The organism is Actinoplanes sp. M2I2 (genome assembly GCF_023544445.1).
In the GTDB taxonomy this organism is placed as follows: Bacteria; Actinomycetota; Actinomycetes; order Mycobacteriales; family Micromonosporaceae; genus Actinoplanes.
Genome location: NZ_JALPVJ010000009.1, coordinates 275,119 through 300,570 on the forward strand (window position 1 = coordinate 275,119; position 25,452 = coordinate 300,570).

A 25,452-nucleotide genomic window follows, 5' to 3' on the forward strand; every position below is an offset into this window, starting at 1 on the left:
CCAGCGGCGTCAGTCCTCCGGAGTGAGCTGGGCGGGCAGGCCGAAGAGCGGGAACAGCCGCGCGGTGTCGAGGAAGTTGTTGATCCCGGTGATCCGGCCGTCCGAGATCTCGAGGACTATCAGCGCCCACGGCACATGGCCGGGCCCGGACGGATTCGGCCGGTACTGTGCGAAGGCCGGCAACCCGTTGGCCACGACCGGAAGAAGGCGCGACCCTTCGCAGCCGGCGCCCGTGCCCGACATCCAGGCGGTGATGTCGCCGGTGCCGCGCAGCCACAACGGCAGCGGGGGCATCGACAGCGTCGCGTCTTCATGCAGCAGGGCGGTGAGCGCCGTGAGGTCGTACGCCTCGAAGGCCTGGACGTAGCGGGCCAGCAGCTTTTTCTGCTCGTCGTCCGAAGGCTCGAGCACCTGGGCGCCCTTGTCGGTGGCGGCGATCGTGGCCCGGGCACGCTGCAGGGCGCTGTTGACGCTCGGCACCGACGTCTCGAGCAGATCGGCCACCTCCTGGGCCGACCAGGCGAGCACTTCGCGCAGGATCAGCACGGCCCGCTGTTTGGCCGGCAGGTGTTGCAGCGCGGCGACGAAGGCCAGCCGGATCGACTCGCGGTCGGCGACCACCTGGGCCGGGTCGGCGACCGCCGTGAGCACCCGCCCGTCGGGCACCGGACCGACCCAGATCTCGTCGGGCCGTGGCTCCCCCGGATGCGTCGCGTGGCCGTCGCCGGGCCCGCCGAAATCCATCGGCCGGGCCCGCCGCTGGGCGCTGCCCAGCATCGTGAGGCAGACGTTCGTGGCGATGCGGTAGAGCCAGGACCGCAGGGCCGAGCGACCCTCGAAGCCCTCATAGCTTTTCCACGCGCGCACGAGGGTGTCCTGGACGGCGTCCTCGGCCTCGAAGGCGGAGCCGAGCATCCGGTAGCAGTAACCGGTCAGCTCGGGGCGGAACGTCTCCAGCTGGGACTCGATCGGGATCACTACGTCGCTCACCTGTCCGAACCTAGTGGAGGGGTACGACAAGAAAAACCTTCCGTCACGCCGATGAGTCCGCCGGGCGGGCCCGGTCTTAAGGCTGTCGCACAGGAACGAGACCTCACAGGAGCTCACGATGACGAACTGGACCGCTGACAGCCTCGGGAACGGCGAGTACGCCGAGGTCAACGGGATCAACCTCTACTACGAGTCGCACGGCCAGGGGCGTCCGCTGATCCTGGTGCACGGCGGGCTCGGCTCGGGCGAGATGTTCGGCCCGATCATCGGCGAGTTCGCCGCGGGCCACCGGGTCATCCTGGTCGACCTGCAGGGACACGGCCGCACCGCCGACATCGACCGGCCGCTCGACATCCGGTTCATGGCCGACGACGTGGCCGCGCTCATCGATCACCTGGGCCTCGACAAGCCCGATGTCGTCGGGTATTCGCTCGGCGGCGGGGTCGCCCTGCAGCTCGCCATCCGCCACCCCGGGAAGGTCGGCCGGCTGGTCGCCGGTTCGGCCGGCATCCGGCGCAGCGCGACGTACCCCGAGATCCTCGAGCAGCAGGGCCAGGTGGGCCCGGAGGCCGCGGAATTCATGAAAGAAACCCCGATGTACGAGCTGTACCAGCGGGTCGCTCCCCGGCCGGAGGACTTCCCCCGCCTGCTCGGCAAGATCGGCGAGGCGATGGCGAAGGACTACGACTACACCGAAGAGGTCCGTAACCTCCAGGTGCCGACGCTGATCCTCGCCGCCGACGCCGACATGTGCCCGCCGAGCCACTTCGTCGAGGTGTTTGCGCTGCTCGACGGCGGCCAGCGCGACGGCGGTTGGATGGGCGAGGGCCGGCCCAAGGGCGGGCACGCGCTCGCCATCCTGCCGGGTCTGACCCACTACAACGTGTTCATGTCCCCGCTGTTCGCCGCGGCCGCGATCAATTTCGTCGACGCCACGGAATGACCACCGCTCCTTCCGTGGGAGCCGCCGCCCCGCCCGCACCGATTCGGGCGGGGCAGGCCCACGGGCCACGGCCTCCCGCTGTTCACCACCAGGCCGAAAGACTCCGGGGCGATCGATCACGTCGGTGTGACGAGGCTGGCTTTGGGGACCGGACCGGTGCCGGGCCGCGCTCGGAAAGCATGTCGGAGAGCGCCCGCATAGCCTGATAGACGCGGAACTTCGCCGCCTCCGGGGACAGGCCGAGCAGTCGCGCCGCCTCGTGTGTCGTCCGGTGGCTGAAGTAGGTCGCGACGAGGACATCCCGGTGCTGAGCCGGGAGCTGACGCAGCATCAGCTCCATCTGAGGCCGCTGATCTGTACGGTGCCCGATCGGGTCGGCGTGACGAGTCGGCATGCTTGGCACTTTGGTCGCCGATGAGGGCCAACTCCAGTGCGCACCTGCGGCGTAGTCGCCCGATCACCCGCCGACGATGCGTGAGGCCGACCGTAGGGGCTGGCTCGGTCCCGCGTACGCCCTCGTACTGCTGCTTGGTGGCCCGGCCATCGCGGAGGTGTCCCCGTTCTGATCGTGGAACAGGCGGCGGGCCCGTCGAGGCGGAGCAGCCACTGCAGATCCTCCAGGCGGTGCTCACCGCGATCCCACTTGGCATCCGTTGCCACGCAGGGACGTGTCGCCCCGATTCCTCATCACGGAGCCGACACCACCTCGACCGGCAGAGCGAGGCATCACTGAGCCCGGGCCGCGAGATGAGGCGGCAGCCTCCTGACGCAAGGCAATGCCGCCGACGACACGGTGCCGAACCATACGACTCGTAGGCCTGCCCATGAAAAGTCCCTCGGTGGTGTTGCGACACGAGAGCGGCCCAATGGTCAGCGCACCGCACGGCCCCTCGCCGGCGCATGGCACGGCCCGCTGACCGGCGCACCACACGCCCCTGCACCGGCGCACCGCACGGCTGCCGGATCGGCGCACCGCACGCCCTTGACCGGCGCACCGCAGCGCTGCCTGATCGGCGCACCACACGCCCCTGCACCGGCGCACCGCACGGCTGCCGGATCGGCGCACCGCACGCCCTTGACCGGCGCACCGCAGCGCTGCCTGATCGGAGCACCACACGCCCCTGCACCGGCGCACCGCACGGCTGCCGGATCGGCGCACCGCACGCCCTTGACCGGCGCACCGCAGCGCTGCCTGATCGGAGCACAGCACGCCCCATGGTCGGCGCGCCGCAAGCCCCATGGTCGGCGCGCCGCAAGCCCCATGGTCGGCGTACCCCACGGGCCCCCGCGATGTCGGCTTTTCAAATGGCGGATGTGGATCTCGCCAGTCGCCATCGCTGGCCGGAACTTGTCGTACGTGTGTTCGAAGATGGTCGTGTGATGGAAGACGTGCAGCGACTGACTGAGGAAGCGGCGAAGCTCGCCGCGGCCCCATTGTGGCCGCTCGCCGACGATGAGATCACCGATCTTCTGCGTACGGCTCACCGCCTGGAGCAGGCCGCCGCAGCACTGCAGGCCCGGCTGGTGCAGCAGGCGGGCACCCGAGGCCTGCCCGCGACGCAAGGCCACCGCAAGATGGCTGCGTGGTTGCGCAGCACGCTGCGGATCGACCCGCACCCGGCCCGCGAGCTCACCGAACACGCTGCCGCGCTGACTCACCATCCCACGCTGGAGCAGGCGGTCCTCGACGGCTTCATCGACCTTCGCCAGGCCGCCGTGATCTCGACGACGGTCGCCGCGTTGCCCGCCGAGATCAGCGGCCTCGACGAGGTCAGCCTGGTCGACGCCGCCCAGATCGCCCGGCAGGCCGAGACCACGATGATCGACATGGCCGGCCGGCTTCCGGCCTACCAGCTACGCCGGATCGGCGAACGCATCCTCGTCCACGTCGCCCCGGAGCTGGCGGACCGAGCCGACGAAGCCACCTCGGCCCGTCAGGAAGCACGCGCCCACCAGCGTCGCGGTGTCACCTTGTCCCTGCCGGTCGACGGACTGGTCCGAGTCTCGGGGTTCCTGGGAGCCGAAGATGTCGCCACGGTGGAAGCCGCCTTGCACCCGCTGTGCGCCCCGACGCCGGGCGACGACCGGACGGCGGCTCAGCGGCGTGCCGACGCTCTGATCGACGTGTGCCGGCTGGCGCTCCGCACCGGACAGTTGCCCGAGGACGGCGGTGAGCCACCCCAGTTGGCTGTCACCGTCGCCTACGATCCGCTGACCCGGAACCTCGGCTCCGCGATCACCGACACCGGCCGGCGCCTGAGCCGCGACACTGCCCGCAGGCTCGCCTGCGATGCCCGCGTCCTGCCGATCGTCCTCGGCGGCGACGGACAGATCCTGGACGCCGGACGCACCCGCCGGCTGGCCACCGGAGCCTTACGCCGCGCCCTGCACATCCGTGACCGGGGCTGCGCTTTCCCCGACTGCGATCGGCCACCCCGCTGGACCGACGCCCATCACATCGTCGGCTGGACCGCCGGCGGCCCGACGAACTTGGACAATATGGTGCTGCTCTGCCGCCGCCATCACCGTCTCGTGCACCACCCCACCGCCGGCTGGCAGATCCGCCTCGGCGCCGACCGACATCCCGACTTCATTCCTCCACCAACCGTCGACCCCACGCGAACACCCCGCCGCAACCTCTACCACCGACGCCAATAGTGATGACGCCAGACGCCATAGCCATGACGCCAGACGACAAGAGCTCTGACGCCAATAGATCTGACGCCAATAGATCTGACGCCAACAGCCATCGGGAGACCACGAACCCGATTTCGCCACTCGCGGCCCGGTTTCGAGCGCCCTCCCGACATCAGCCTCCCGAACGCCTACAGCGCCGGCGGCCATGCTCACGGACGTCCACCCTGAGCTTGCCCAGGACATTCCGGCCGCCGGCTGCGCCCAAGCCTCAGGTTCGACTTCCGGTTAGCCGAAATCTCAACCACGCAGAGTCCTCCGCACCAGCGTTCCGCGGGCACCAGCCTGCTGAGACCCCAACCCCGTCACTCTCTCCACACGAGCGACCGCCCGACGTCAGCCCGCCGAGACCTACCACCGCCAGCTCTCCACAGGAGCCAGCGCCGACGTCAGCCGGCCGAAACCCACCACCGGCAACTCTCCAAACGAGCTAACGCTGACGTCAGCCCACCGAAACGCACCACCGGCAACTCTCCAGAGGAGCCAGCGCCGACGTCAGCCCACCGAAACCCACCACCGGCCACCGCTCACAGAGCCACCGCGGCCGACGGGGTGACGGCGCGCCGGGCGAGTTCCGAAGAGGTCGCGCAACGTCAGCCCTCCGACCCCAGCACCCGCAACCCCAGCAGAGCCACCACGCGACGTCAGCCCTCCGACCGCATCCGTGGGCGCCGCAAAACCGCATGCACGGCGAAAAGGGTGTAGCCGGCCAGCACCGGTACGAGGGCCGGGTGGATGAAGGCGGCCAGGGTCACCGCGACCAGGACCACGCCGGTTGTCGCGGCCAAGGCGGATGGTCTGGCGGCGACCAGAGCGGCCGCTCGGCGTACGGGATGGGCGGAGGACTGTCCGGCCAGGCCGGCTGCCAGCGCGGCGAAACCGGCGGCTGCGGCCGCGATCAGGAGCACGGCTGCGATCATGAGGGCGCCGCCTGGCACTGCGCCGCGGCGTAGTGCGGCGACGTCGACGGCCACCAGCCAGCCGACGGCGAGGACCAGTGGGCCGGACAGCAGGCCGGGCGCCAGGCGGGTGCGGAAGTCGGTCCAGCATTCGGCTGCGGTCGGCCACCGTCCGATCGTCAGCAGCCGGTGCACCGCGGCGCTGGCGGTGCCGCAGGCTGCTCCGGCTGTGACGATCGGGGCGCAGGCCAGGACGACCAGGACGCCGAGCAGGGCCAGGTCGGCGGCGAGTCGCAGTGAGTCGCGCCAGTCGACCCCGGGTCTGACGGTGGCGGCCGGGGTCATCGTCGGGTCGTCGTGCGCAACGGCGTGGGGAGGCACGGCGTCAGCCCTTCAGGCCGCTGGTGTTGATGCCCTCTACGAGCAGGCGCTGGAAGGCTATGAAGAACAGGAACACCGGGATCAGGGACAGCAGGGACATCGCGAACATGGGGCCGACTGCGCTTTCGCTGCTGGAGTCGATGAACAGGGTCAGGGCCACGGGTGCGGTGTAGTCCTTCAGGTCGGACAGGAAGACCAGTTGGCGGAAGAAGTCGTTCCAGGTCCAGATGAATGAGAAGATCGCGGTGGTCACCAGGGCCGGCCGGGAGAGCGGCAGGATCACGTGCCGGAAGATGCTGTAGGGCGAGGCGCCGTCGATGACCGCGGCCTCGTCGAGTTCGCGGGGGATGCCGCGCATGAACTGGACGATGAGGAAGACGAAGAACGCCTCGGTGGCCAGGAACTGCGGCACCAGCAGGGGCAGGTAGGGCCAGTCGCCGCCGACCCAGCCGAGGCTGCGGAACAGGATGTACTGCGGGATGATCAGCACGTGACCGGGCAGCAGCAGCGTGCCGATCATGAGGGCGAACCACACCCCGCGCAATCGGAACCGCAGCCGGCCCAGGGCGTAGGCGGCCAGCAGGCACGAGACCGAGTTGCCGACCACGGTCATCAGTGAGACCAGCGCGCTGTTGACGAAGAACCGGCCGAAGCCGACGTCGAACTTGTTCCAGCCGTCGCTGAAGTTGCCGGGCGTGAAGGTGCGCGGGATCAGCCCGATGTTGTTGACGATCTCCTGCGGCGACTTGAACGACGTGCCGACCATCCACACCAGCGGATAGAGCACCACCGCGAGGATCAGCAGCAGGGCGCCCAGGCGCAGAGCCTGACCCCGCGTGACCGTCACCGCGCCTTGTCGCATCACCGCGCCTTGTCGCATCACCGCGCCTTGTCGCATCACCGCTCCTCGTTGTCGGAGTAGTGGACCCAGAAGCGGCCCGTGTTGAACAGCAGCACCGTGATCGCGCCGATCACCAGGAGGAAGACCCACGCCATCGCGGACGCGTAGCCCATGTCCAGGTCGACGAAGCCGGCGATGTAGAGGTTGAGCGTGTACATGAGCGTGGAGTCGACCGGTCCGCCGGTGCCGTTGGAGAGCACGAACGCCGACGTGAAGCCCTGGAAGCCGTTGATCGTCTCGAGCACCAGGTTGAAGAAGATGACCGGCGACAGCATCGGCAGGGTGATGTGCACGAACTTGCGCCACCCGCTCGCGCCGTCGACCGAGGCTGCCTCGTACAGCTCGACCGGCACCTGTTTGAGCCCGGCCAGGAAGATCACCATCGGCGCGCCGAACTGCCAGACGGCCAGCAGGATCAGGGTGGACAGCGCCCAGTCGGGGTCGTTGACCCAGGGCAGGCCTTCGATGCCGAACAGCGCCAGGAACGAGTTGAAGGCGCCGTCGCGGTTGAACATGCTGACCCACACGATCGCCAGCGCGACGCTGCCGCCGAGCAGGGACGGCAGGTAGAACAGACCCCGGAACACCGAGATGCCGCGCATGGTGCGGTTGAGCAGCATCGCGACGGCGAGCGCGGCGGCCAGCTTGAGCGGCACGGCCACCAGGGCGAAGGTCACCGTCACCTGTACGGCGTGCCAGTACGACTGGTCGGCGGTGAACATGCGGCGGTAGTTGTCGAGGCCGATCCAGTTCGCCTCGGTCAGCGGGATCAGCGGGCTGTAGTCCGTGAAGCTCAGGTACAGCGAGATCAGCATCGGGATCGCCGTGATCCCGATCAGGCCCAGCAGCCACGGGGAGAGGAAGACGTACCCGGCCAGGTTCTCGCGACGCCGGCGGACCCGCCGCCCCGGCCCCCGGTCGTCGGGGGCGGCGGGGGCGGCGGAGGCCGGGTCGGTCGGACGGACCGGCATCTGTGCCATGGTCACTTCGGTGCTCAGCTCTGCCCGATGGCTGCCTTGGCGGCGGTGACGAAGGAGGCCGCGCCCTGTTCCGGCGTCTGACGGCCGTAGACGACCTCTTCGGCCACCCGGACCAGCTCGGAGCGGACCTTGCTGTGACCCTGCGGCGGCACGGTCGGCGGGTTGGGGCCGAACTTCTTCCCCAGCTCGTCCTGCACCGCGATGGTCTGCTTCATGTTGGGGTCGGACACCGTGTCGGCGACCTGCTTGCGGACGTCGAGGTTGGGCGGCAGGCCGCGGTCGGTGCCCAGGATCTTGCCGGCCTCGGGGTCGTTGGCCAGGAAGTTGATGACGTCGACGGCCACGTCCTTGTGCTTGCTGCCGCGGAACGCCGAGAAGTACATCGAGGCCCGGGCCCACTGCGCGCTCGGGTCACCCGGGTACGCGATGACGCCCAGCTCGCTGTCGGTGCTCTTCTTGAGCTCGGGCATCTGGTTGGCCCACACCCACGACGTGCCGGCCTTGCCCGTGGCGACCAGCTGCTTGCTGACGTCGCTGGCGTTGCCCTCGTGGATGACATCCGGCGTCGGGGTGGCGCCCTTGTCCCGTGCGCCCTTCCAGAGCGCGAACCACTTGGTGATGTCGGCCTCGTCGAAGCCCAGCTGCTTGCCGGCGTACAGGTCCTTGCCGCCCTGCCGCAGGTAGACCCAGAGCGCCTGGTAGACCGCGCTGGCGTCCTGGGTGCCGGGCAGATTGGCGGTCTTGGAGACGTTCGCCGCCCAGTCGATGAACTCCTCCCAGCTCATGCCGGTCTTGGGCTCGGGCAGCTTGTTCTTGCTGAGCAGGGTCTTGTCGTAGACCAGGCCCTGCGTGTTCTCGCCCATGGCGATGCCGGCCAGCTTGCCGTCGACCTCGCCGTACTTGAGCAGGCTCTCGGGGAACTTGCTGACGTCGAGCTTGCCGTTGCCGGTGTACTCGGTCAGGTCGAGGGTGACGCCGCGGCCGGCGTACTCGGAGATGTAGTTGTCGTCGATCTGGAAGATGTCGGGCGCGTTGCCGCCGGCGGTGAGCGTGGCCAGCTTGTCGAAGTAGCCCTGGTTTCCCTGCCAGGTCTTCTTGAACGTGACGTCCGGGTTTTTCTGGGTGTAGAGGGCGAGTGCCTGGTCGGTCAGTTCGGCGCGCTTCTCGGCGCCCCACCAGTAGATCGACAGCTCGGTCTTGCCGCCGCTGCCGCCCTCGTCGTCCCCGCCGCAGGCCGCGGCGCCGAGGAGCAGCGGCACGGTCAGGGCGGCGGCCAGCAGCCGTCGCCGGCTGAGAGGTGGCACGGTACGTTGAGCGGGCGTGATGCCCCGCGTGATGGGCTCCATGACGCTTCTCCTTCAGGAAGCGACACCTCCGTGGGCGATCACGTCGCCCGGGTCCGCAGGGCTGTGCGGACCCGGGCCCCGCCCCGTCGAGTCGCGGATGACCAGTTCGGTCTGCAGATGGATATGTGCGTTGGTGCGGCGGTCGTCGCCATGCGCGAGCAGCATGTCGACGGCCGCCCGACCAGCGGCGGCGGTGGGAGTCGCCACCGTGGTCAGCTTCGGGCGGGTGAGCCGGCTGAGCATGATGTCGTCGACCCCGACGACGCTGACGTCCTGGGGCACGCGGGCCCCGGCGGCCAGCAGACCCTCGATGAGACCGATCGCCATGAGGTCGTTGTAGGCGAGCACGGCGGTGGAGCCGGATCGCAGCACGTCCTCGGCGACCGTGAGGCCGCCGACCTCGGTCGGCGGGTTGGGGCCGATGACGACGAGCTCGGCCCCGGCGCTGCGGGCCGTCGCGCCGGCCGAGCGCCGGATCTCCCGGCTGGTCCAGGAGCCGCGCGGACCGCCGAGCAGCGCGACCCGGCGGTGCCCGAGCGCGGTCAGGTGCTCGATCGCGATGCGGGCGCCGCGGGCGACGTCCATCACCACGGCCGGGATGCCGGCGATCTGCCGGTTGACCACGACCAGCGGCACCTCGCGGCTGAGCTGCTCGATCAGCGTGTTGCTCATGCGCGGGCTGACCAGCAGCACGCCGTCGACCTGCTTGGCCAGGGCGCGCACCACCTCTTCCTCGAGCGCCGCGTCCTCGTTGGTGTCGGCGACGAAGATGTGGTGGTCGTGCTTGCGCGCCTGGCTCTCGGCCGCCTTGATCAGCGGCGGGAAGAACGGGTTGGCGATGTCGGCCACGATCAGGCCGATGTTGTAGGTGCGGCCGGTGATGAGCGCGCGGGCGGCCCGGTTGGGGCGGTAGCCCAGTTGCTCGGCACAGGCCAGCACGCGGCTGCGGGTGTCGGGGTTGACCAGGTGGGGCGCCGAGAACGTGCGGGACACCGTGGAGATGTGCACGCCGGACGCCCGGGCCACATCGCGGATGGTGACAGCCATGCCCAGCCTCCTTTGTGGCCCCGGTCACGTGATGACGCCCATTAATGCAAGCGGTTGCACTGCTGTCAATGCCGTTCTGTTGCGGCGAGGTTGCGAACCGCATCTCGATACCCGCTCTTAGCCGGGCAAATACGCGTCAACTGGCTGAGGTTATTGACGCCGTGGGATCGATCGTCCTAACTTCGCTGCAAACCTTTGCCGCCCGGCGAACCGGGAGTGATCATGGACAAGCACAGATCTGACGGCCGCACACCTGGCCGACGCCGGTTCGCGGTCGTCGGCACGGGCTCGCGCGCCGAGATGTTCATCCGCGCGGTCACCGGCGACCACGCCGGCACGTCGGAGCTGGTCGCGCTGGCCGACGTCAACCAGTCCCGGATGGACGCCCACAACGGCTGGCTGACCACGCCCGTGCCCACCTACCAGGCGGCCGACCTGGCCGCCATGCTGGCCCGGGAGCGCGTCGACGAGCTGATCGTGACCAGTGTGGACAGCACCCACGCCGGGCACATCGTCACCGCCCTCGAGGCCGGGTGCGACGTCATCACCGAGAAGCCGATGACCGTCGACGCGCCGAGCTGCGAGCGCATCCTCGACGCCGTCGAACGCACCGGTCACCGCGTACGGGTCGCCTTCAACTACCGCTTCAACCCGGTGCACGAGGTGGTGCGCACGCTGCTGGCCGGCGGCGAGATCGGCGAGATCGGCTCGGTGCACTTCGAGTGGCTGCTCGACGTGCGGCACGGCGCCGACTACTTCCGGCGCTGGCATCGCGACAAGGCGAACTCGGGCGGTCTGCTGGTGCACAAGTCCGGTCACCACTTCGACCTGGTGAACTGGTGGCTGGGTGCCGCGCCGGCCGAGGTCTACGCGTCGGGGCGGCTGTTCTTCTACGGCGAGCAGGGCCGGCGGCACGGGCACCCGGACGAGCGGTTCGCCCTCGATCTCGCCGCCGACCCGAAGCTGCGGGCGCTGTATCTCGACGCCGCGGCCGAGGACGGCTACCGCCGCGACCAGAACGTGTTCGCGCCCGGGATCACCATCGAGGACGACCTGGCCGTGCTGGTCCGCTATGACACCGGGGCCACGATGAGCTACCACCTCACCGCGTACGCGCCGTGGGAGGGCTACCGGCTGATGGTCAACGGCAGCCGGGGCCGGCTGGAGCTGGAGGTGATCGAGAGCGACCACGTCAGCCCGGCGGCGGCCGGCATGGTGAAACAGGGCGCCAGCCCCGAGGCCGGGTCGGTGACGCTGACCGTCCGGCCGTTCTGGTCTTCCCCGTACGCGGTGGAGCTGCCGCCCGTGGACCGTGCGGGGCACGGTGGGGCCGACAAGCGGATGACCGCCGTGCTGCTCGGCGGCGAGACCGACCCCATGCACCGGTCGGCGACGGCCCGCGACGGCGCGCTGGCCCTGCTCACCGGCCTGGCCGCCAACGAGAGCCTGCGCACCGGCGGGCCGGTGCGGGTGACCGAACTGCTGACCCGGAAGGTGACCGACTAGTGCCGGATCCCATTCTCACGACGGACCTCGCCCGCGAGCTGTACGCGGTGGCGCGCGACCTGCCGCTGATCAGCCCGCACGGCCACGTCGACCCGGCGCTGCTGGCCGACGACCAGCCGTTCGGCGACCCGGCCCGGCTGCTCATCGTCCCCGACCACTACGTCACGCGCATGCTGCTCAGCCAGGGCATCCCGCCGGACCGGCTGGGCGTGCCGCGCCGCGACGGCGGTCCGGTCGAGAGCGACCCGCGGGTGATCTGGCGGCTGCTGGCGGCGAACTGGCACCTGTTCCGGGGCACGCCCTCGCGGCTGTGGCTGGAGCAGACCTTCCGTACGGTGTTCGAGGTCGAGACCCCGCTGAGCCGGGACACCGCCGACGAGGTGTACGACGCGATCGCCGCGCGGCTGGCCGAGCCCGGCTTCCGCCCCCGGGCCCTGTTCGAGCGGTTCGGCATCGAGGTGCTCGCGACCACCGAGTCCCCCACCGACGACCTGGCCCGGCACGCCAAGCTGGCCGCCGACGGGTGGGGCGGCCCGGGCGGCCGGGTGATCACCACGTTCCGCCCGGACGACGTGGTCGACCTGGAGCGCGAGGGCTGGGCCGGCAACGTGGCCCGGATGGGCGAGCTCGCCGGCGAGGACACGGGCACGTACGACGGCTATCTGGCCGCGCTGCGCAGCCGCCGGCAGGCGTTCATCGAGGCCGGCGCCACCTCGTCCGACCACGGCCACCCGACGGCCCGGACGGTCGCCCTGTCCCCGGCCGAGGCGGCCCTGCTGTACGAGCGGGGGCTGCGCGGGGAAGCGTCGGCGGCCGACGCCGAGACGTTCCGCGGGCACATGATCCTCGAGTTCGCCCGGATGTCGATCGACGACGGTCTCGTCATGCAGCTGCATCCCGGGGCGTCGCGCGACTACAACGGGGCGCTCTTCGCGACGCACGGACGGGACGTGGGCGGCGACATCCCCCAGCCGACCAACTATGTGCACGCGCTACGGCCGCTCCTGGAGGCGTACGGGATGGACCCCCGCCTGCGGGTGGTGCTCTACACGCTGGACGAGACGGCGTTCAGCCGGGAGCTGGCCCCGCTGGCCGGCGGCTATCCGGCGCTGTTCCTGGGCGCGCCGTGGTGGTTCCTCGACACCCCGGACGCGATGCGCCGGTTCCGCGAGGCGGTCACCGACTCGGCCGGGTTCTACAACACCGCCGGCTTCGTCGACGACACCCGGGCGTTCTGCTCCATTCCGGTACGCCACGACGTCGCGCGGCGGGTCGACGCGGCCCACCTCGCCTCGCTGGTGGCGCAGGACCGCCTGCCGTTCGACGAGGCGGCCGAGACGATGGCCGACCTCGCGTACCACCTGCCCAAGCGGATCTTCAAGCTCGAGAAGGGCGCCCATTCATGACCACGATCACCGGTGTCGAGGTGCACGACGTCCGGTTCCCCACCGCCGCGGCCGGCGACGGCTCCGACTCGATCAACCGGGGCGACTACTCCGCGACCTACGTGGAGCTGAGCACCGACGAGGGCGTGACCGGGACCGGCTTCACGTTCACCAACGGGCAGGGCAACGAGATCACCTGCGCCTGCGTACGGGCTCTGGCCCCGCAGGTCGTCGGGTTGTCGATGGACGCCTTCGCCGCCGAGCCGCTCGCGTTCCTGCGCTCGCTCACCGCCCACCCGCAGCTGCGCTGGCTCGGTCCCGAGAAGGGCGCGCTCCACATGGCGACCGGCGCGCTGGTCAACGCGGTGTGGGACCTGCGGGCCAAACTGGCCGGCCGGCCGATGTGGGAGCTGCTGGCCCTTCTGCCGACCGACGAGCTGGTGTCCTGTGTCGACTTCCGGCACATCGACGACGCGCTGACGCCGGCCGAGGCGGCCGCGATCCTCGACAAGGGCCGGGTGGGATTCGAGGACCGGCTCGCCACCCTGCGCAGCGACGGCTTCCCGTCGTACACGACCAGCGTCGGCTGGCTGGGCTACCCGGACGACAAGGTGCGCGAGCTGACCCGGGCCGCGTACGCCGAGGGCTGGCGGGCGATGAAGATGAAGGTCGGCGGCCCGGTCGAGGACGACGTGCGCCGGGCCCGGATCATCCGCTCCGAGATCGGCCCCGACGCGCTGCTCATGATGGACGCCAACCAGATCTGGGGCGTCGACGAGGCGATCGCGACCATGGCCCGGCTGGCCGAGTTCGACCCGTACTGGATCGAAGAGCCGACCCACCCCGACGACGTGCTCGGCCACGCGCGCGTCCAGCGGGCGGTGGCCCCTGTCCGGGTCGCCACCGGGGAGGTCGCCGCCAACCGGGTCATCGTCAAGCAACTGCTGCAGGCCGAGGCGATCGGCGTGCTGCAGGTCGACGCCTGCCGGGTCGCGGGCATCCCCGAGGTGCTGGCCGAACTGCTGCTGGCCGCGAAGTTCGGCGTGCCGGTCTGCCCGCACGCCGGCGGGGTGGGCCTGTGCGAACTGGTGCAGCACCTGGCGATCTTCGACTACCTGCGGGTCGGCACGTCGCTCGACGGCCGCATGGTCGAGTACGTCGACCATCTCCATGAGCATTTCGCCGATCCGGTGCGCACCCGCGACGGCCGCTACCTGGTGCCGGAGCGGCCCGGCTACAGCTCCGACATGCTGCCCGCCTCGATCGCCGAGTTCTCGTTCCCGGACGGTCCGGCATGGAGCTGACCCGCTCGGCTCTGCCCGGTGTGCCGGCCGGCTGCCGCCCCCGGATCGCGCCGCCCGCCCCGGGGATCGTCCATCTCGGGATGGGCGCCTTCCACCGGGCCCACCAGGCCGTCTTCACCGAGGACGCGATGGCCGCGGGCGGCGGCGACTGGGGCATCGTCGGCGTCGCGCCACGCTCCCGGGAGGTCGTCGACGCGCTGCGGGCGCAGGACGGGCTGTTCAGCGTCACCACGCTCGGCCCGGACGGCAGCAGCACCCGGGTCGTCGGGTCGTCGGCCGGGCAGCTGCACGCCGCGGCCGACCCGGACGTCGTGGTGGCCCTGCTGGCCGACCCGGCCATCCGGATCGTGACGCTGACCGTGACCGAGAAGGGCTACAAGCTCGACCCGGCCACCGGGCGCCTGCTGCTCGACGACGAGTTGCGCGCCGACCTCGAGACCGGGCGGTCCCCGCGTACGGTGCCGGGCTTGCTCATCCGCGGGCTGGGTGCCCGCCGGCGGGCCGACGCCGGGCCGATCGCATTGATGAGCTGCGACAACCTGCCGGCCAACGGGCACCGGATGCGCGGGCTGATCACCACGCTGGCGGCGGCGACCGCGATCAGCGACTGGGTGCGCGAGAACGTCACGTTCCCGGGCACGATGGTCGACCGGATCGTGCCGGCCAGCACGGCCGAGACCCTGGCGGTGGCGGCGCGGGCCCTGGGCGTACGGGACCGGGCCGCGGTCAGCGCCGAGCCGTACTCGGCCTGGGTGATCGAGGACGACTTCCCCGCCGGGCGGCCCACCTGGGAGCTCGCCGGGGCGGTGCTGACCGGCGACCCCCGGCCCTGGGAGAGCCTCAAGCTGCGGACGCTCAACGGCGTGCACTCGGCGATCGCCTACCTCGGCGCGGTGGCCGGGCACGAGACCATCGCCGCCGCCCTGGCGATGCCCGGCCTGGAGGGGGCGATGCGCCGGTTCATCGCCGAGGACATCGCCCCGAGCCTGGTGCCGCCGCCCGGCGTCGACACCGTCGCGTACGGGGAGGAGGTGCTGGCCCGGTTCGCGAACCCGGCCATGGGGCACCGGACCGTGCAGGTGGCGATGGACGGCACGCAGAAACTGCCGCAGCGCGTGCTGCACACGATCCAGAACCGGCGGGAGGCCGGTGCGGTGCCCCGGTGGGCCGCGCTGGTGGTGGCCGCGTGGATGCGCTTCGTCCAGGGCGTCGCCGACGACGGAAGCCCGCTGCCGCTGGACGACCCGCTGGCTGACCGGATCCGGGCACGGCTCGCCGCGTCGCCGGCCACCCCGGACGGGGTGGTCGAGGCGCTGCTCGGCCTGGACACGGTCTTCCACCCGGCGCTGGCCGAGGACGCGGAGCTGCGGGCCGCCCTGGTGGAGTGGCTGACCGCCCTGGAGAAGCACGGCGCGGCCGCGACGCTGGCCGGTGTGTGATGACGACGGCAGGAGCGCCGCGGGTGGCGCTGATCGGGGCGAACGGGCACGGCCGGTGGCACCGGCGCCGGATCGCCGAGCTGTCGGCCGACGGGATCGCGTCGCTCGCCGGGCTGGCCGATCCCCAGCCGATCGACCCGGCACCGAACGTACCGGCCTTCACCGACCACCGTGAGCTGCTGGCGGCCACGGCGCCCGACGTGGTGGTGATCTGCACGCCGCCGCACACTCATCTGCCGATCGCGCTGGACGCCCTGGCGGCCGGATGCGACCTGCTGCTGGAGAAGCCGCCGGTCACCTCGGTCGCCGCCCACGAGACCCTGCTGGCCGCCCTGCGGTCCACCGGTCGCGCCTGTCAGGTGGGCTTCCAGGCGCTCGGATCGGTGGCCTGGTCCCGGTTCCGCGAGGCGCTGCCGTCGCCGGTCACCGGGCTCACCGCGGTGGCCTCGTGGAAACGCGACGACGCCTACTACGCCCGTTCGCCGTGGGCCGGGCGGCGGGTCGTCGGCGGCCGGCCGGTCGTCGACGGCGCCCTCGTCAACCCGCTCGCCCACGCGGTCATGCAGGCCCTGGCCGCGGGCGCGGCGGCCGGCGCGGGCCGGCCCCGGCAGCTGGAGGTCGAGCGCTACCGGGTGCGGCGGATCGACGTGGAGGACACCGCGTTCGCCCGGATCACCTTCGACAACGGGCTGCCGCTGCTGGTCGCGGTGACCCTGGCCGGCGAGGACTTCATCGCCGGCGAGATCGAGGCGCGCGGGCCGGACGGGCGGGCGCTGCTCGAATACCCGACCGACCGGCTGGCGCTGCCCGGCGCCGGCCTGACCGACGTGCCGGGCCGCACCGACCTGCTCACCGATCTGCTGCGGCACCGCCGGGAGGGCACGCCGCTGCTCGTGCCGCTCGAGGCGACAGCCGACTTCACCGTCGTGCTCGAGGCGCTGACCCTGCCCGACGCGCCCGAGCCACACCTGCTCAACTCGGACACGGTCCGGGTCGACGGGCCGGACCGGACGATCACCGGCATCAACGCGCTGCTGCGCCGGGCCGCGGCGACACCGGCGCTGCCGTCCGAGCTCGGCGTGCCCTGGGCGGTCACCCCGTACCGTCGCCGTTTGCCCGCCACCTAGGGTCGCGGATCGGACAGGGCCGTCGCCGCCCGGGCGTCCTACGCTGCGGAGATGACACAGACGACGTCACTCGCCGATTTCCTCGGTACGACCGAGGTCGGCCGGCTCACCGCGGATCAGCGGCGGCTGATCGTCGAGCAGGCGCTGCTGCTGCTCGAGCAGAACTACGCGCTGCTGCCGTTCAAAGTGGCCCGTTACGGCATCAACCCGCTGCAGCGCCTGCGGTTGCTCCTGCAGCGCCTCGGCCGCGACGGCGACGCCGAGCTCGAGTGGGCGACGCACCGGGAACTGCTAGAGGTCTTCAACTCGCTGCGCGACCTGCACACCCGGTACACGCTGCCGCAGCCGTTCAACGGCGTCGCCGTGTTCCTGCCGTTCCTGCTCAAGGAGTTCACCGAGGACGGCCGCCGGCGCTACCTGGTCAGCCGCCGCCAGGCCGGCCAGCCCGAGCTGGACGACCGGGGGTTCCGCTTCGGCGTCGAGGTGACGCACTGGAACGGCGTGCCCGTCGCGCGGGCCGTCGAGCGCTTCGCCGAGCGGCTGCCGGGCGCCAACGCCGAAGCCCGCCGGGCGCGGGCCGTGCAGATGTTCACCGTCCGCTCGCTGGCGTTCGCGGCGCCGCCCGACGAGGAGTGGATCACCCTCGGCTACCGGGGCGAGGACGGGCAGCCCGGCGAGATCCGGCTGACGTGGAGCGCGACGCCGATCGAGACCGCGACCGCGTCTTCCGCATCGCCGTCGGCCGACACGCCGCTGGGGCTCGATGTCGAAGGGGCCCAGCTGGCCCACCTGCGCGCCCAGTTGTTCGCCCCCGAAGCGCTGGCCGGTCGGCCGGCCGCCGCCGGGCCCGAGAGTGTTCCGGTCACCCCCGAGCTGACCACCGTCTTCGAGGCGCGGCGCGTCACCGTGGGCGGCCGGGCCGTCGGACATCTGCGCATCCGCACGTTCCTGCCGACCGCGAGCGGCATCGTCGGCTTCGTCCGGGAGTTCGCCCGCCTGCTGGCCGTGCTCCCGCCGGACGGCCTCGTGCTCGACGTGCGGGGCAACGGCGGTGGCGCGGTCGTCGCCTCCGAGCTGTGCCTGCAGGCGCTCACCGCCCGTCCGGTCGAGCCCGAGCCGGCCCAGTTCGCGGTGACGTCGCTCAACCTGCGCCTGTGCCGCAGCAACGACAACCTGCGGCCGTGGCTGCGGTCGATGGAGCAGTCGCTGGAGTCCGGTGCGCCGTACTCGGCCGGCATCCCGTTCACCGAGCGGGAATGGCTCGAGGCGGTCCCGCAGGCCTACTTCGGCCCGGTCGTGCTGCTCACCGACGCCCGCTGCTACTCGGCCACCGACATCTTCGCCGCCGGCTTCCAGGACAACGGGATCGGCCCGGTGCTGGGCACCGACGGCAACACCGGCGCCGGCGGCGGCAATGTCTGGCAGCTGGGCGACCTCATCGGCGCGCTGGCCGGCCGCTCCGACGGGCCGTTCAAGCCGCTGCCCCTGGGCGCCGGTCTGTCGCTGGTCATCCGGCGCGTGCTCCGCGTGGGCGCCAACGCCGGCACGCCCCTGGAGGACTACGGCGTCGTGCCCGACGCACGCCACCACACCACCCGCCGCGACATCCTGCACGACGACGCCGACCTGCTGACCGCGGCGGCCGGCCTGCTGGAGAAGTCGCCGCCGCGCCGCTTCGACGTCACGCTCTCCGAGGACGAGGGCTCGATCACCGCGGTCTTCGAGGTGCTGGGCGTCGACCGGGCCGACTTCGAGGTGGACGGGCGGCCGCGCTACAGCGCCGACCTGGACGGAGCCGGCCCGGACGGAGCCGGCCCGGTCGAGGTGGCCAACTGCGGGGGCGCGGAGCTGGTTCGCGTACGGGGTTTCGACGCCGGCACGTGCGTCGCGCTCCGCACCTTCGTCCGCCGGGGTGACGCGCTGCGGCCGCTCGAGACTTTGGCCGACTGACGCGGGAGCCGATCGCGGCCCGGGTCAGCGGCCGTGGTGCACGTGGGCGGCCCATTGCGTCGGCAGCGCGGGACGGCGGGCGCGGTGGGCGCGGACGGCGTGGTGCAGAGCGGTGGCAGCGCGTGTCCCGGCGGGTCGACGCGCTGGTGGCCGAGGCCGTCACCACGGCGGGAGCTACGTCCGGCGCCACGGCCGAGGTGGTGACCAGGCCCGCGATCGCGGAGGCCCTGGCCCGCCGCGACGCGATCGCCCTGGAGTTCCCCGACCGCCCACCTGGATCGGGGACCGCTGGCGGGCCGCCTTCGTGCGCGTCCACCGTGCGTACGGCCTCGATCCGACCGTCGTCTGGCCCCGCCTCTGGACCGTCCTGCCGGACCACCTGCGCACCGACATCTCCACCGCCCAGCTCGCCTACACATCCGCGTCCACGCTGACCGGCTGGGCCGTGCTGTACGGCGCACTGGGCGTGGTGTGGTGGCCCGCCGTGGCGATCGGCGCCGTGCTGGGCGGGGTCGGGGTGCTGCGGGCCCGGGCCGCCACCGCCACCGTCGGTGATCTGGTGGAGACCGCCGCCGACCTCTACGGGCCGGCGCTCGCCGAGCAAGCGTCCGGTCCCCTCACCACCGCTCTCGGCCACGAGATCAGCGACCGGCTCCGCAAGGATCCGGCGCCCGGCGTGTTCCCGGAGTAGGGCCGAGCCGGGTTGCTCCGGCCTGCGACGATCCATCGGTGCGGCGGCGTGGATGGGTGATCGTGGTGCTGGCGGTGCTCGTGGCGGCCGTGCTGGCCGGGCACAGCCTGATCCCCCGTGTCGGTGGCGACCCGGGAAGCATGGTGCAGACGTTCCTGCCGTGGTTGGGGTTGAGCGTTCCGGTGCTCGCGGTGCTCGGCTGGTGGCGACGGCCCGCGGTGGCGTTGCCGGCCGTGCTGCTGCCGCTGACCGCCTGGCTCGTCGTGTTCGGGCCGGCGCTGTGGCCCGACGACCGGGGGCACGACCTGATCGCCGTGCAGCACAACGCGAGCGACGAGAACCCGGACCCGGCCGGGACGGTGCGCGAGCTGCTGCGGGTGTCACCCGATCTGGTGGCGCTCGGTGAGGTGCTGCCCGAGAGCGTTCCGGCGTACGAGGCGGCGTTCGGCGCCGCCTACCCGTACCACGCCGTGCACGGCACCGTGGCCCTCTGGTCGCGGCATCCCTTCGCCTCGGTCGGGCCGCTCGACATCCGGCCGCGCGCCTTCGGGGCCGACTGGAACCGGGGGTTGCGCGCGGTGGTCCGCACCCCGCGAGGCGAGATCGCCGTCTTCGTCGCGCACCTGCCGTCCGTACGGATGGGGGTCAAGGGTTTCGCCACCGGACCGCGGAACGAGGCCGCGGACCGGCTCGGCGCGGCGCTGGCGGCCGAGCCGCACGACCGGGTGCTGCTGCTGGGCGACCTGAACGGCACGGTGGACGACCGCGGCCTGCGACCGGTCACCGAGCTCGTGCACACCGACGCGGCGTTCGCCTTCAGCTGGCCCGCCCGGGCTCCCGTGGCCCGCATCGACCACATCCTCGGCCGCGGGCTGACCGTGACGTCGTTGTGGTCGCTCCCCCGCACCGGCAGCGACCACCTCCCCATCGCGGCGCGGATCCGGGCGTCTTAGCGGAGGTCGCGGACGAGCACCCGCAGATGCCGGGTCAGGGTGTCGCCGGCCGGGATCAGGAGCGGCTTCTCGTACGCGAGAGCGGCGCAGACGCCGACGTAGTCGCCGGTGCGGACGAACCAGCGGTCGTCGGCGGCCAGGCCCCGGAACGTCAGGGCGTAGTTGTCGCCGACGGTCAGCGTCAGGGCCGGGGCGGCGCTGCCGTGCTCCGCGTCCGCCACCGCCGTGTCCGCGCTCGGGCAGCGCCAGAAGAAGCCGCCGTAGCCCGCCCCGCCGGTGCGGCCGTTGGTCGCCGGGCTGCCCAGGGTGACCGGCTGGTCGTCGGGCGCGGTGAGGGCGTACCGGAAGGAGAGCTCCCAGCCGCCGGGCGCGGGCGAGGCCGCGATCCGGCGGCGTTCGGTCAGAACCGTGCGCTCGTCGCCGTCGCACCAGCGCAGGAGCTCGGTGTCGCCGTCCCAGCGGTCGTGCCGGACGGTGCCGTGGTCCTCGAGCCACGTGTAGCCCCGGTCGCGGACGAAGGTGCGGCCGCCCCAGAAGTTCCGGCCGTTCACGTCGGCCAGCGTCACCGACGCGCCCAGGTGCCACGGGTGGTCGAAGCACAACTCGTCGGTGACGACCGTGCCGCCGAGGGTGCGGACGGGATGCAGGTAGGGGCGCGGGGCCAGGCGGATGTCGAGGGGCGGGTCGACGACGTAGGTGGCCACCTCGACATCGCCGACCTGCAGCGACTTCACGCGACGGCCGCCTGGTAGCCGGCGATCGCCTCGGCCAGGACGGCGGCGCCCGGCCGGGCCCACACGTCCTCGTGGAAGACCTCGACCTCGACGTGGCCGTCGTAGCCGGTCTCGCGCACCGCCCGGGCGAACCGGCGCAGGTCGACCGACCCGGTGCCGGGCAGCCCGCGGCCCAGCAGGACCCCCGCCGGCAGCGGCGTGATCCAGTCGGCCAGCTGGAAGGCGGCCAGGCGGCCCTGCCGGCCGGCCTCGGCGATGCCGTCCCACACCTTGTCGTCCCACCACAGGTGATAGGTGTCGATGACGACGCCGACCGCCTCGGCGGGGTACGGCGCGGCCAGTTGCAGCGCCTGGTCGAGGGTCGCCACCACGCACCGGTCGGAGCAGAACATCGGGTGCAGCGGCTCGATGGCCAGACGGACGCCGGCGGCCAGCGCGTCGGGGACCAGCGCGCCGATGGCGTCGCCGACGTGGCGGCGGGCGCCGTCCAGGTCGCGGCTGGTGCCGGGCAGGCCGCCGCTGACGAGCACGAGCGTGTCGGTGCCGAGGGTGGCCGCCTGCTCGATGGCGCGCCGGTTCTCGTCGTACCAGTGGCTCTCGTGGAAGAAGCCACCCCGGCACAGCGACGAGACGGTCAGGCCGGCGTCGCGGACGAGCGCGGCCGCCTTGTCGGTCCCGTACTCCGACACCTCTTCACGCCACAGCCCGACCGCGCCCACACCGGCCTCGACGCACCCGGCCACCAGGTCGTCGAGCGGCCACCGCTTGGTGGTGGCCTGGTTCAGCGAGAAGCCCCTCATGCGTCCAGCCCCACCGTCGTCAGCCAGGCGCCGGCCCGGTGGGCCGCGAGCGAGGCGTCCGGTAGCAGCCCGGCTTCGTCGGCCAGTCTCATGAGGGTCAGCAGATGCCGCGGCGACCGTCCCGACTGGGCCCCGTTGACCATCGTGAAGTGGTCCTGGTGCCCGGCCAGCCAGTTGAGGAAGACGATGCCGGTCTTGTAGTGGTAGGTCGGCGCGGCGAACAGGTGCCGGGCGAGCGGCAGCGTGGGACCCAGGATCCGCTCGTACGCCGGGACGTCGCCCTCGTCGAGTGCCCGGAGCGCAGCCGCGGCGGGCGGCGCGATGACCGCCAGCACGCCCAGCAGCGCCTCGGAATGGCCGTGGTCGTCCCCGAGGATCAGCGACGGGTAGTTGAAGTCGTCCCCGGTGTACATGCGAACGCCCGCCGGCAACCGCCGCCGCATCTCGATCTCGTACTCCGCGTCGAGCAGCGACAGCTTGATGCCCTCGACACGGTCGCGGTGCTCGTCGATGATCTCGAGCACCGTCTCGCGCCGGCCCCAGTAGCCGGCCAGCGCCGGGTCGAACGCCTCGCCCAGCCAGTGCAGCAGCACCGGCTTGTCGGACTGGGCGAGCAGCTCGCCGTACACCCGCTTGTAGTCATCGGCGTCGCGGGCGGCCGCGGCCAGGTGCCGGCTGCACATCAGCACCGGAGTCGCGCCGGCGTCCCGTACGTCGTGCAGCTGCTCCAGATAGGCCTTGGTGATCTCGTCGATCGTGGCCGGGCCGGGCGGCAGCTGGTCGGTGCCCACGCCGGCGACGACGGCCCCGCCGGCCGACCGGGCCTCGGCCGCGCTGCGCCGGATCAGCTCGCGGGTGACCGGGTAGTCGAGCCCGGCGCCGCGCTGGGCGGTGTCCATCGCCTCGGCCACCCCGAAGCCGTACGACCAGAGGTGGTGACGGAAGCGCAGCGTCGCGTCCCAGTCGAGCGCGGCCGGCGCGCCCGGGATGTTCTCGGCGTGCGGGTCGGCCGTGACCGGTGCGGCGGCGTACGCGATGCGGCTCGTGAAGGCGCCCTGAGCCCGGTACTGAGCGCCGTGACCGCTGAACTCGACGGTCATCGGCTCAGCTCCGGGATCTCCAGGCGGCGGCCCTCGCGGGACGACCGGAGGCCCAGCTCGGCCACCTGCACGCCGCGGGCGCCGGCCCAGAGGTCGCCGGTGTACGGGCCGTCCTCGGCGACGTACCGCAGGAACTGCTCCCACTGGGCGCGGAAGCCGTTGGCGAAGACCTCGTTGTCGGGCACCTCCTGCCACTGCTCGCGGAAGCGCTGCGCGGTCGGCACGTCCGGGTCCCAGACCGGCTTGGGGGTGGCCCCGCGGGGCTGGATGCGGCAGTGGTGCAGGCCCGCGACCGCGCTGCCGTGGGTGCCGTCGACCTGGAACTCGACCAGCTCGTCGCGGTTGACCCGGACGGCCCAGGACGAGTTGATCTGGGCGATGACCCCGCCGTCGAGCTCGAACAGCCCGTAGACGGCGTCGTCGGCGGTGGCCGCGTAGGGCTCGCCGGCCTCGTCCCAGCGGCGGTCGATGTGCGTGACCGAGCGCGCGGTGACCGCGTTGACCGGACCGAAGATCTGCTCGAGGACGTAGTGCCAGTGCGGGAACATGTCGAGCGTGATGCCGCCGCCGTCGGCCGCCCGGTAGTTCCACGACGGACGCTGGGCGCCCTGCCAGTCGCCCTCGAAGACCCAGTAACCGAACTCCCCCCGTACGGAGAGGACGCGCCCGAAGAAGCCGCTGCGCACCAGCCGGTGCAGCTTCTGCAGACCCGGCAGGTAGAGCTTGTCCTGCACCACGCCGTGCTTGATGCCGGCCGCGTCGGCCTCGCGGGCCAGGTCGACCGCCTCGGTGAGGCTCTCGGCGACCGGCTTCTCGGTGTAGATGTGCTTGCCCGCCTCGATCGCCGCGCGCAGCGCCTTGACCCGGGCCGAGGTGACCTGGGCGTCGAAGTAGATCCGCACGTCGGGGCGGGCCAGCGCGCCGGGCAGGTCGGTCGTCCAGTCGGTCAGCCCGTGCTGCTCGGCCAGCGCGCGCAGCTTGGCCTCGCTCCGGCCGACCAGCACCGGCTCGGGCCACAGGACGGTGCCGTCGCGCAGCGGCAGACCGCCGTCGGCCCGGATGGCCAAGATCGAGCGGATCAGGTGTTGTCGCAGGCCCATGCGGCCGGTGACGCCGTTGAGGACGATGCCGAGGGGGGTGCGGTCCATGGGTATGCCTCCGGCTCGGAGCTGGAAAACGTTGAGGTAAGCGCTTTCCTGATACCGTACGGGCGTGCCGCCGGGCGGGCAAGACCGGCGGCGGTATCCTCCGACCGACATCGGGACTCTCGTGGGGGTGGGCGTGGCGACCTTGGCCGACGTGGCGCGCCGGGCCGGGGTGTCCACCGCAACCGCATCGCGGATCATCAATGGCAGCTCGAAGCCGGTCACCGAGGAGCTGCGGACGCGCGTGCTGGCCGCCGTGGCCGAGCTGCGTTACGTGCCCAACGCGCACGCCCAGATGCTGGCCCGCTCCAACCGCAACGCGGTCGGCGTGCTGGTGCACGACGTCTCCGACCCGTACTTCGCGGAGATCACCCGCGGCCTGCAGCGCGTCGCCACGGCCCACGGCCGCCTGGTCATCATCTGCAACACCTTCCGCGAGCCCGCGCGGGAGCTGGAGTACATCGACCTGCTGCACGCCCACCAGGTCGCGGCCATCGTGGTGGCCGGCTCGGGATACCTCTCCTCCGACGCCGAGACCGAGCTGCACGACCGCCTGACCGCCTTCGAGACGACCGGCGGGCGCATCGCGGTGATCGGCCGCCACTCGCACACGTCCGACGCCGTGCTGCCGGCCAACGAGGAGGGCGGCTTCCTGGCCGGGCAGCACCTGTTCGAGCTGGGCCACACGGCGGTCGGCGTGATCGCCGGCCCGGCCGCGCTGACCACCACCGCCGACCGCCTGGCCGGTCTGCGACGGGCCGCCGCGGCCCACGACCGGACGCTGCGCGTGGTCCACGCCGACTTCACCCGCGACGGCGGCGAGGCGGCGGCCGCGCGGCTGCTGGCCGACGAGCCCGGCCTGACCGCGTTGGCCGCGCTGAACGACTCGATGGCCGTCGGCGCGCTGGCCGCCCTGCGCGGCGCGGGCCGCGCCCTGAGCGTCGTCGGCTTCGACGACATGCCCGTGGCCCGCGACGTCACGCCCGCGCTGACCTCCGTACGACTGCCCTTGACCGAACTGGGCGAGCGGGCCATGGAGCTGGCCCTCGACCCGCCGCCGCCGGGGTCACCGCCCCGGATCGAGCACGTCGGCGCCGAGCTGATCCGCCGGGACAGCACCTGGGCCGCCCCGTAGCA

The 25,452-nt window shown here is 72.1% G+C and carries 22 protein-coding genes; 11 read left to right on the forward strand and 11 right to left on the reverse strand.

The window, feature by feature from the left end:
- Window positions 1-9: 9 nt before the first annotated feature.
- On the reverse strand, window positions 10-990 hold the full coding sequence (locus HJC40_RS20395; protein WP_250002847.1) for a sigma-70 family RNA polymerase sigma factor: 981 nt from the start codon (window positions 988-990) through the stop codon (window positions 10-12).
- A gap of 118 nt (window positions 991-1,108) precedes the next feature.
- Here HJC40_RS20395 and HJC40_RS20400 point away from each other — a divergent pair, with 118 nt between their 5' ends.
- A complete protein-coding gene (locus tag HJC40_RS20400) occupies window positions 1,109-1,933 on the forward strand; it encodes an alpha/beta fold hydrolase (RefSeq protein ID WP_250002848.1) in 825 nt (274 codons plus the stop codon).
- A gap of 82 nt (window positions 1,934-2,015) precedes the next feature.
- Here HJC40_RS20400 and HJC40_RS20405 read toward each other — a convergent pair whose 3' ends face one another.
- On the reverse strand, window positions 2,016-2,327 hold the full coding sequence (locus tag HJC40_RS20405; RefSeq protein ID WP_308200921.1) for a sigma factor-like helix-turn-helix DNA-binding protein: 312 nt from the start codon (window positions 2,325-2,327) through the stop codon (window positions 2,016-2,018).
- An 821-nt stretch (window positions 2,328-3,148) separates the two neighbouring features.
- On the opposite strand from HJC40_RS20405, the gene HJC40_RS20410 reads away from it, so the two are divergent.
- A complete protein-coding gene (locus HJC40_RS20410) occupies window positions 3,149-4,591 on the forward strand; it encodes an HNH endonuclease signature motif containing protein (RefSeq protein ID WP_250002849.1) in 1,443 nt (480 codons plus the stop codon).
- Between the two features lie 680 nt (window positions 4,592-5,271).
- On the opposite strand, the gene HJC40_RS20415 is transcribed toward HJC40_RS20410, so the two are convergent.
- The 5 genes from HJC40_RS20415 to HJC40_RS20435 are packed head-to-tail and all read right to left on the reverse strand — an operon-like array spanning window position 5,272 to window position 10,181.
- A complete protein-coding gene (locus tag HJC40_RS20415; RefSeq protein ID WP_250002850.1) occupies window positions 5,272-5,907 on the reverse strand; it encodes a hypothetical protein in 636 nt (211 codons plus the stop codon).
- A 4-nt stretch (window positions 5,908-5,911) separates the two neighbouring features.
- Entirely contained in the window at window positions 5,912-6,769 is an 858-nt protein-coding gene (locus HJC40_RS20420) for a carbohydrate ABC transporter permease (RefSeq protein WP_250002851.1), read from the reverse strand.
- A gap of 35 nt (window positions 6,770-6,804) precedes the next feature.
- Window positions 6,805-7,779: a carbohydrate ABC transporter permease gene (locus tag HJC40_RS20425; RefSeq protein ID WP_250002852.1), complete on the reverse strand. Its 975-nt coding sequence runs from the start codon at window positions 7,777-7,779 to the stop codon at window positions 6,805-6,807.
- Between the two features lie 23 nt (window positions 7,780-7,802).
- The gene (locus tag HJC40_RS20430) at window positions 7,803-9,134 is read right to left on the reverse strand and encodes an ABC transporter substrate-binding protein (protein ID WP_250002853.1); all 1,332 of its coding nucleotides are present in this window, start codon (window positions 9,132-9,134) and stop codon (window positions 7,803-7,805) included.
- A 12-nt stretch (window positions 9,135-9,146) separates the two neighbouring features.
- Window positions 9,147-10,181: a LacI family DNA-binding transcriptional regulator gene (locus tag HJC40_RS20435; protein ID WP_250002854.1), complete on the reverse strand. Its 1,035-nt coding sequence runs from the start codon at window positions 10,179-10,181 to the stop codon at window positions 9,147-9,149.
- Between the two features lie 222 nt (window positions 10,182-10,403).
- Here HJC40_RS20435 and HJC40_RS20440 point away from each other — a divergent pair, with 222 nt between their 5' ends.
- The 8 genes from HJC40_RS20440 to HJC40_RS20475 all read left to right on the forward strand — a co-directional run bounded on the left by HJC40_RS20440 (window position 10,404) and on the right by HJC40_RS20475 (window position 20,536).
- Window positions 10,404-11,687, forward strand: a complete 1,284-nt coding sequence (locus tag HJC40_RS20440) for a Gfo/Idh/MocA family protein (RefSeq protein ID WP_250002855.1) — start codon at window positions 10,404-10,406, stop codon at window positions 11,685-11,687.
- Window positions 11,687-13,093 carry a glucuronate isomerase gene (gene uxaC, locus HJC40_RS20445; RefSeq protein WP_250002856.1) on the forward strand — a complete coding sequence of 469 codons (1,407 nt, stop codon included), beginning with the start codon at window positions 11,687-11,689 and terminating at the stop codon, window positions 13,091-13,093. Before HJC40_RS20440 ends, uxaC begins: the two co-directional genes overlap by 1 nt.
- A complete protein-coding gene (locus tag HJC40_RS20450; protein WP_250002857.1) occupies window positions 13,090-14,376 on the forward strand; it encodes an enolase C-terminal domain-like protein in 1,287 nt (428 codons plus the stop codon). Before uxaC ends, HJC40_RS20450 begins: the two co-directional genes overlap by 4 nt.
- Window positions 14,367-15,815, forward strand: a complete 1,449-nt coding sequence (locus HJC40_RS20455; protein ID WP_250002858.1) for a mannitol dehydrogenase family protein — start codon at window positions 14,367-14,369, stop codon at window positions 15,813-15,815. The genes HJC40_RS20450 and HJC40_RS20455 overlap by 10 nt, the downstream gene beginning before the upstream one ends.
- A complete protein-coding gene (locus HJC40_RS20460) occupies window positions 15,815-16,942 on the forward strand; it encodes a Gfo/Idh/MocA family protein (RefSeq protein WP_250002859.1) in 1,128 nt (375 codons plus the stop codon). Before HJC40_RS20455 ends, HJC40_RS20460 begins: the two co-directional genes overlap by 1 nt.
- Window positions 16,943-16,993: 51 nt before the next feature.
- Entirely contained in the window at window positions 16,994-18,892 is a 1,899-nt protein-coding gene (locus HJC40_RS20465) for a S41 family peptidase (protein WP_250002860.1), read from the forward strand.
- 304 nt (window positions 18,893-19,196) lie between these two features.
- Window positions 19,197-19,583, forward strand: a complete 387-nt coding sequence (locus HJC40_RS20470; RefSeq protein WP_250002861.1) for a hypothetical protein — start codon at window positions 19,197-19,199, stop codon at window positions 19,581-19,583.
- 38 nt (window positions 19,584-19,621) lie between these two features.
- Complete coding sequence (locus HJC40_RS20475; protein ID WP_250002862.1) at window positions 19,622-20,536, forward strand: endonuclease/exonuclease/phosphatase family protein; 915 nt, start codon at window positions 19,622-19,624, stop codon at window positions 20,534-20,536.
- Here the strand turns inward: HJC40_RS20475 and HJC40_RS20480 are convergent.
- From HJC40_RS20480 to HJC40_RS20495, 4 genes are read right to left on the reverse strand one after another with little or no spacing between them, the layout of a single operon-like run.
- Window positions 20,533-21,270: a PmoA family protein gene (locus tag HJC40_RS20480; protein ID WP_250002863.1), complete on the reverse strand. Its 738-nt coding sequence runs from the start codon at window positions 21,268-21,270 to the stop codon at window positions 20,533-20,535. The genes HJC40_RS20475 and HJC40_RS20480 overlap by 4 nt on opposite strands.
- On the reverse strand, window positions 21,267-22,070 hold the full coding sequence (locus HJC40_RS20485; RefSeq protein WP_250002864.1) for a sugar phosphate isomerase/epimerase: 804 nt from the start codon (window positions 22,068-22,070) through the stop codon (window positions 21,267-21,269). The genes HJC40_RS20480 and HJC40_RS20485 overlap by 4 nt, the downstream gene beginning before the upstream one ends.
- Window positions 22,067-23,170: a DUF993 family protein gene (locus HJC40_RS20490; protein ID WP_250002865.1), complete on the reverse strand. Its 1,104-nt coding sequence runs from the start codon at window positions 23,168-23,170 to the stop codon at window positions 22,067-22,069. The genes HJC40_RS20485 and HJC40_RS20490 overlap by 4 nt, the downstream gene beginning before the upstream one ends.
- Window positions 23,167-24,318 carry a Gfo/Idh/MocA family protein gene (locus HJC40_RS20495; RefSeq protein WP_250002866.1) on the reverse strand — a complete coding sequence of 384 codons (1,152 nt, stop codon included), beginning with the start codon at window positions 24,316-24,318 and terminating at the stop codon, window positions 23,167-23,169. Before HJC40_RS20495 ends, HJC40_RS20490 begins: the two co-directional genes overlap by 4 nt.
- Before the next feature lie 133 nt (window positions 24,319-24,451).
- Here HJC40_RS20495 and HJC40_RS20500 point away from each other — a divergent pair, with 133 nt between their 5' ends.
- Window positions 24,452-25,450 (forward strand): LacI family DNA-binding transcriptional regulator, encoded by a 999-nt coding sequence (locus tag HJC40_RS20500; protein WP_250002867.1) that lies wholly within the window; start codon window positions 24,452-24,454, stop codon window positions 25,448-25,450.
- The last annotated feature ends 2 nt before the right edge of the window (window positions 25,451-25,452 follow it).

Excerpts from the sequence above, each read along its gene's own strand:
- HJC40_RS20485 (WP_250002864.1), bottom strand. The coding sequence starts at position 22,070 with ATGAGGGGCTTCTCGCTGAACCAGGCCACCACCAAGCGGTGGCCGCTC.
- HJC40_RS20400 (WP_250002848.1), top strand. The coding sequence starts at position 1,109 with ATGACGAACTGGACCGCTGACAGCCTCGGGAACGGCGAGTACGCCGAG.
- HJC40_RS20420 (WP_250002851.1), bottom strand. The coding sequence starts at position 6,769 with ATGCGACAAGGCGCGGTGACGGTCACGCGGGGTCAGGCTCTGCGCCTG.
- HJC40_RS20465 (WP_250002860.1), top strand. The coding sequence starts at position 16,994 with ATGACACAGACGACGTCACTCGCCGATTTCCTCGGTACGACCGAGGTC.
- HJC40_RS20495 (WP_250002866.1), bottom strand. The coding sequence starts at position 24,318 with ATGGACCGCACCCCCCTCGGCATCGTCCTCAACGGCGTCACCGGCCGC.
- HJC40_RS20490 (WP_250002865.1), bottom strand. The coding sequence starts at position 23,170 with ATGACCGTCGAGTTCAGCGGTCACGGCGCTCAGTACCGGGCTCAGGGC.
- HJC40_RS20410 (WP_250002849.1), top strand. The coding sequence starts at position 3,149 with ATGGTCGGCGCGCCGCAAGCCCCATGGTCGGCGCGCCGCAAGCCCCAT.
- HJC40_RS20440 (WP_250002855.1), top strand. The coding sequence starts at position 10,404 with ATGGACAAGCACAGATCTGACGGCCGCACACCTGGCCGACGCCGGTTC.
- HJC40_RS20435 (WP_250002854.1), bottom strand. The coding sequence starts at position 10,181 with ATGGCTGTCACCATCCGCGATGTGGCCCGGGCGTCCGGCGTGCACATC.
- HJC40_RS20455 (WP_250002858.1), top strand. The coding sequence starts at position 14,367 with ATGGAGCTGACCCGCTCGGCTCTGCCCGGTGTGCCGGCCGGCTGCCGC.
- HJC40_RS20430 (WP_250002853.1), bottom strand. The coding sequence starts at position 9,134 with ATGGAGCCCATCACGCGGGGCATCACGCCCGCTCAACGTACCGTGCCA.
- HJC40_RS20425 (WP_250002852.1), bottom strand. The coding sequence starts at position 7,779 with ATGCCGGTCCGTCCGACCGACCCGGCCTCCGCCGCCCCCGCCGCCCCC.
- HJC40_RS20450 (WP_250002857.1), top strand. The coding sequence starts at position 13,090 with ATGACCACGATCACCGGTGTCGAGGTGCACGACGTCCGGTTCCCCACC.
- HJC40_RS20405 (WP_308200921.1), bottom strand. The coding sequence starts at position 2,327 with ATGCCGACTCGTCACGCCGACCCGATCGGGCACCGTACAGATCAGCGG.
- HJC40_RS20460 (WP_250002859.1), top strand. The coding sequence starts at position 15,815 with ATGACGACGGCAGGAGCGCCGCGGGTGGCGCTGATCGGGGCGAACGGG.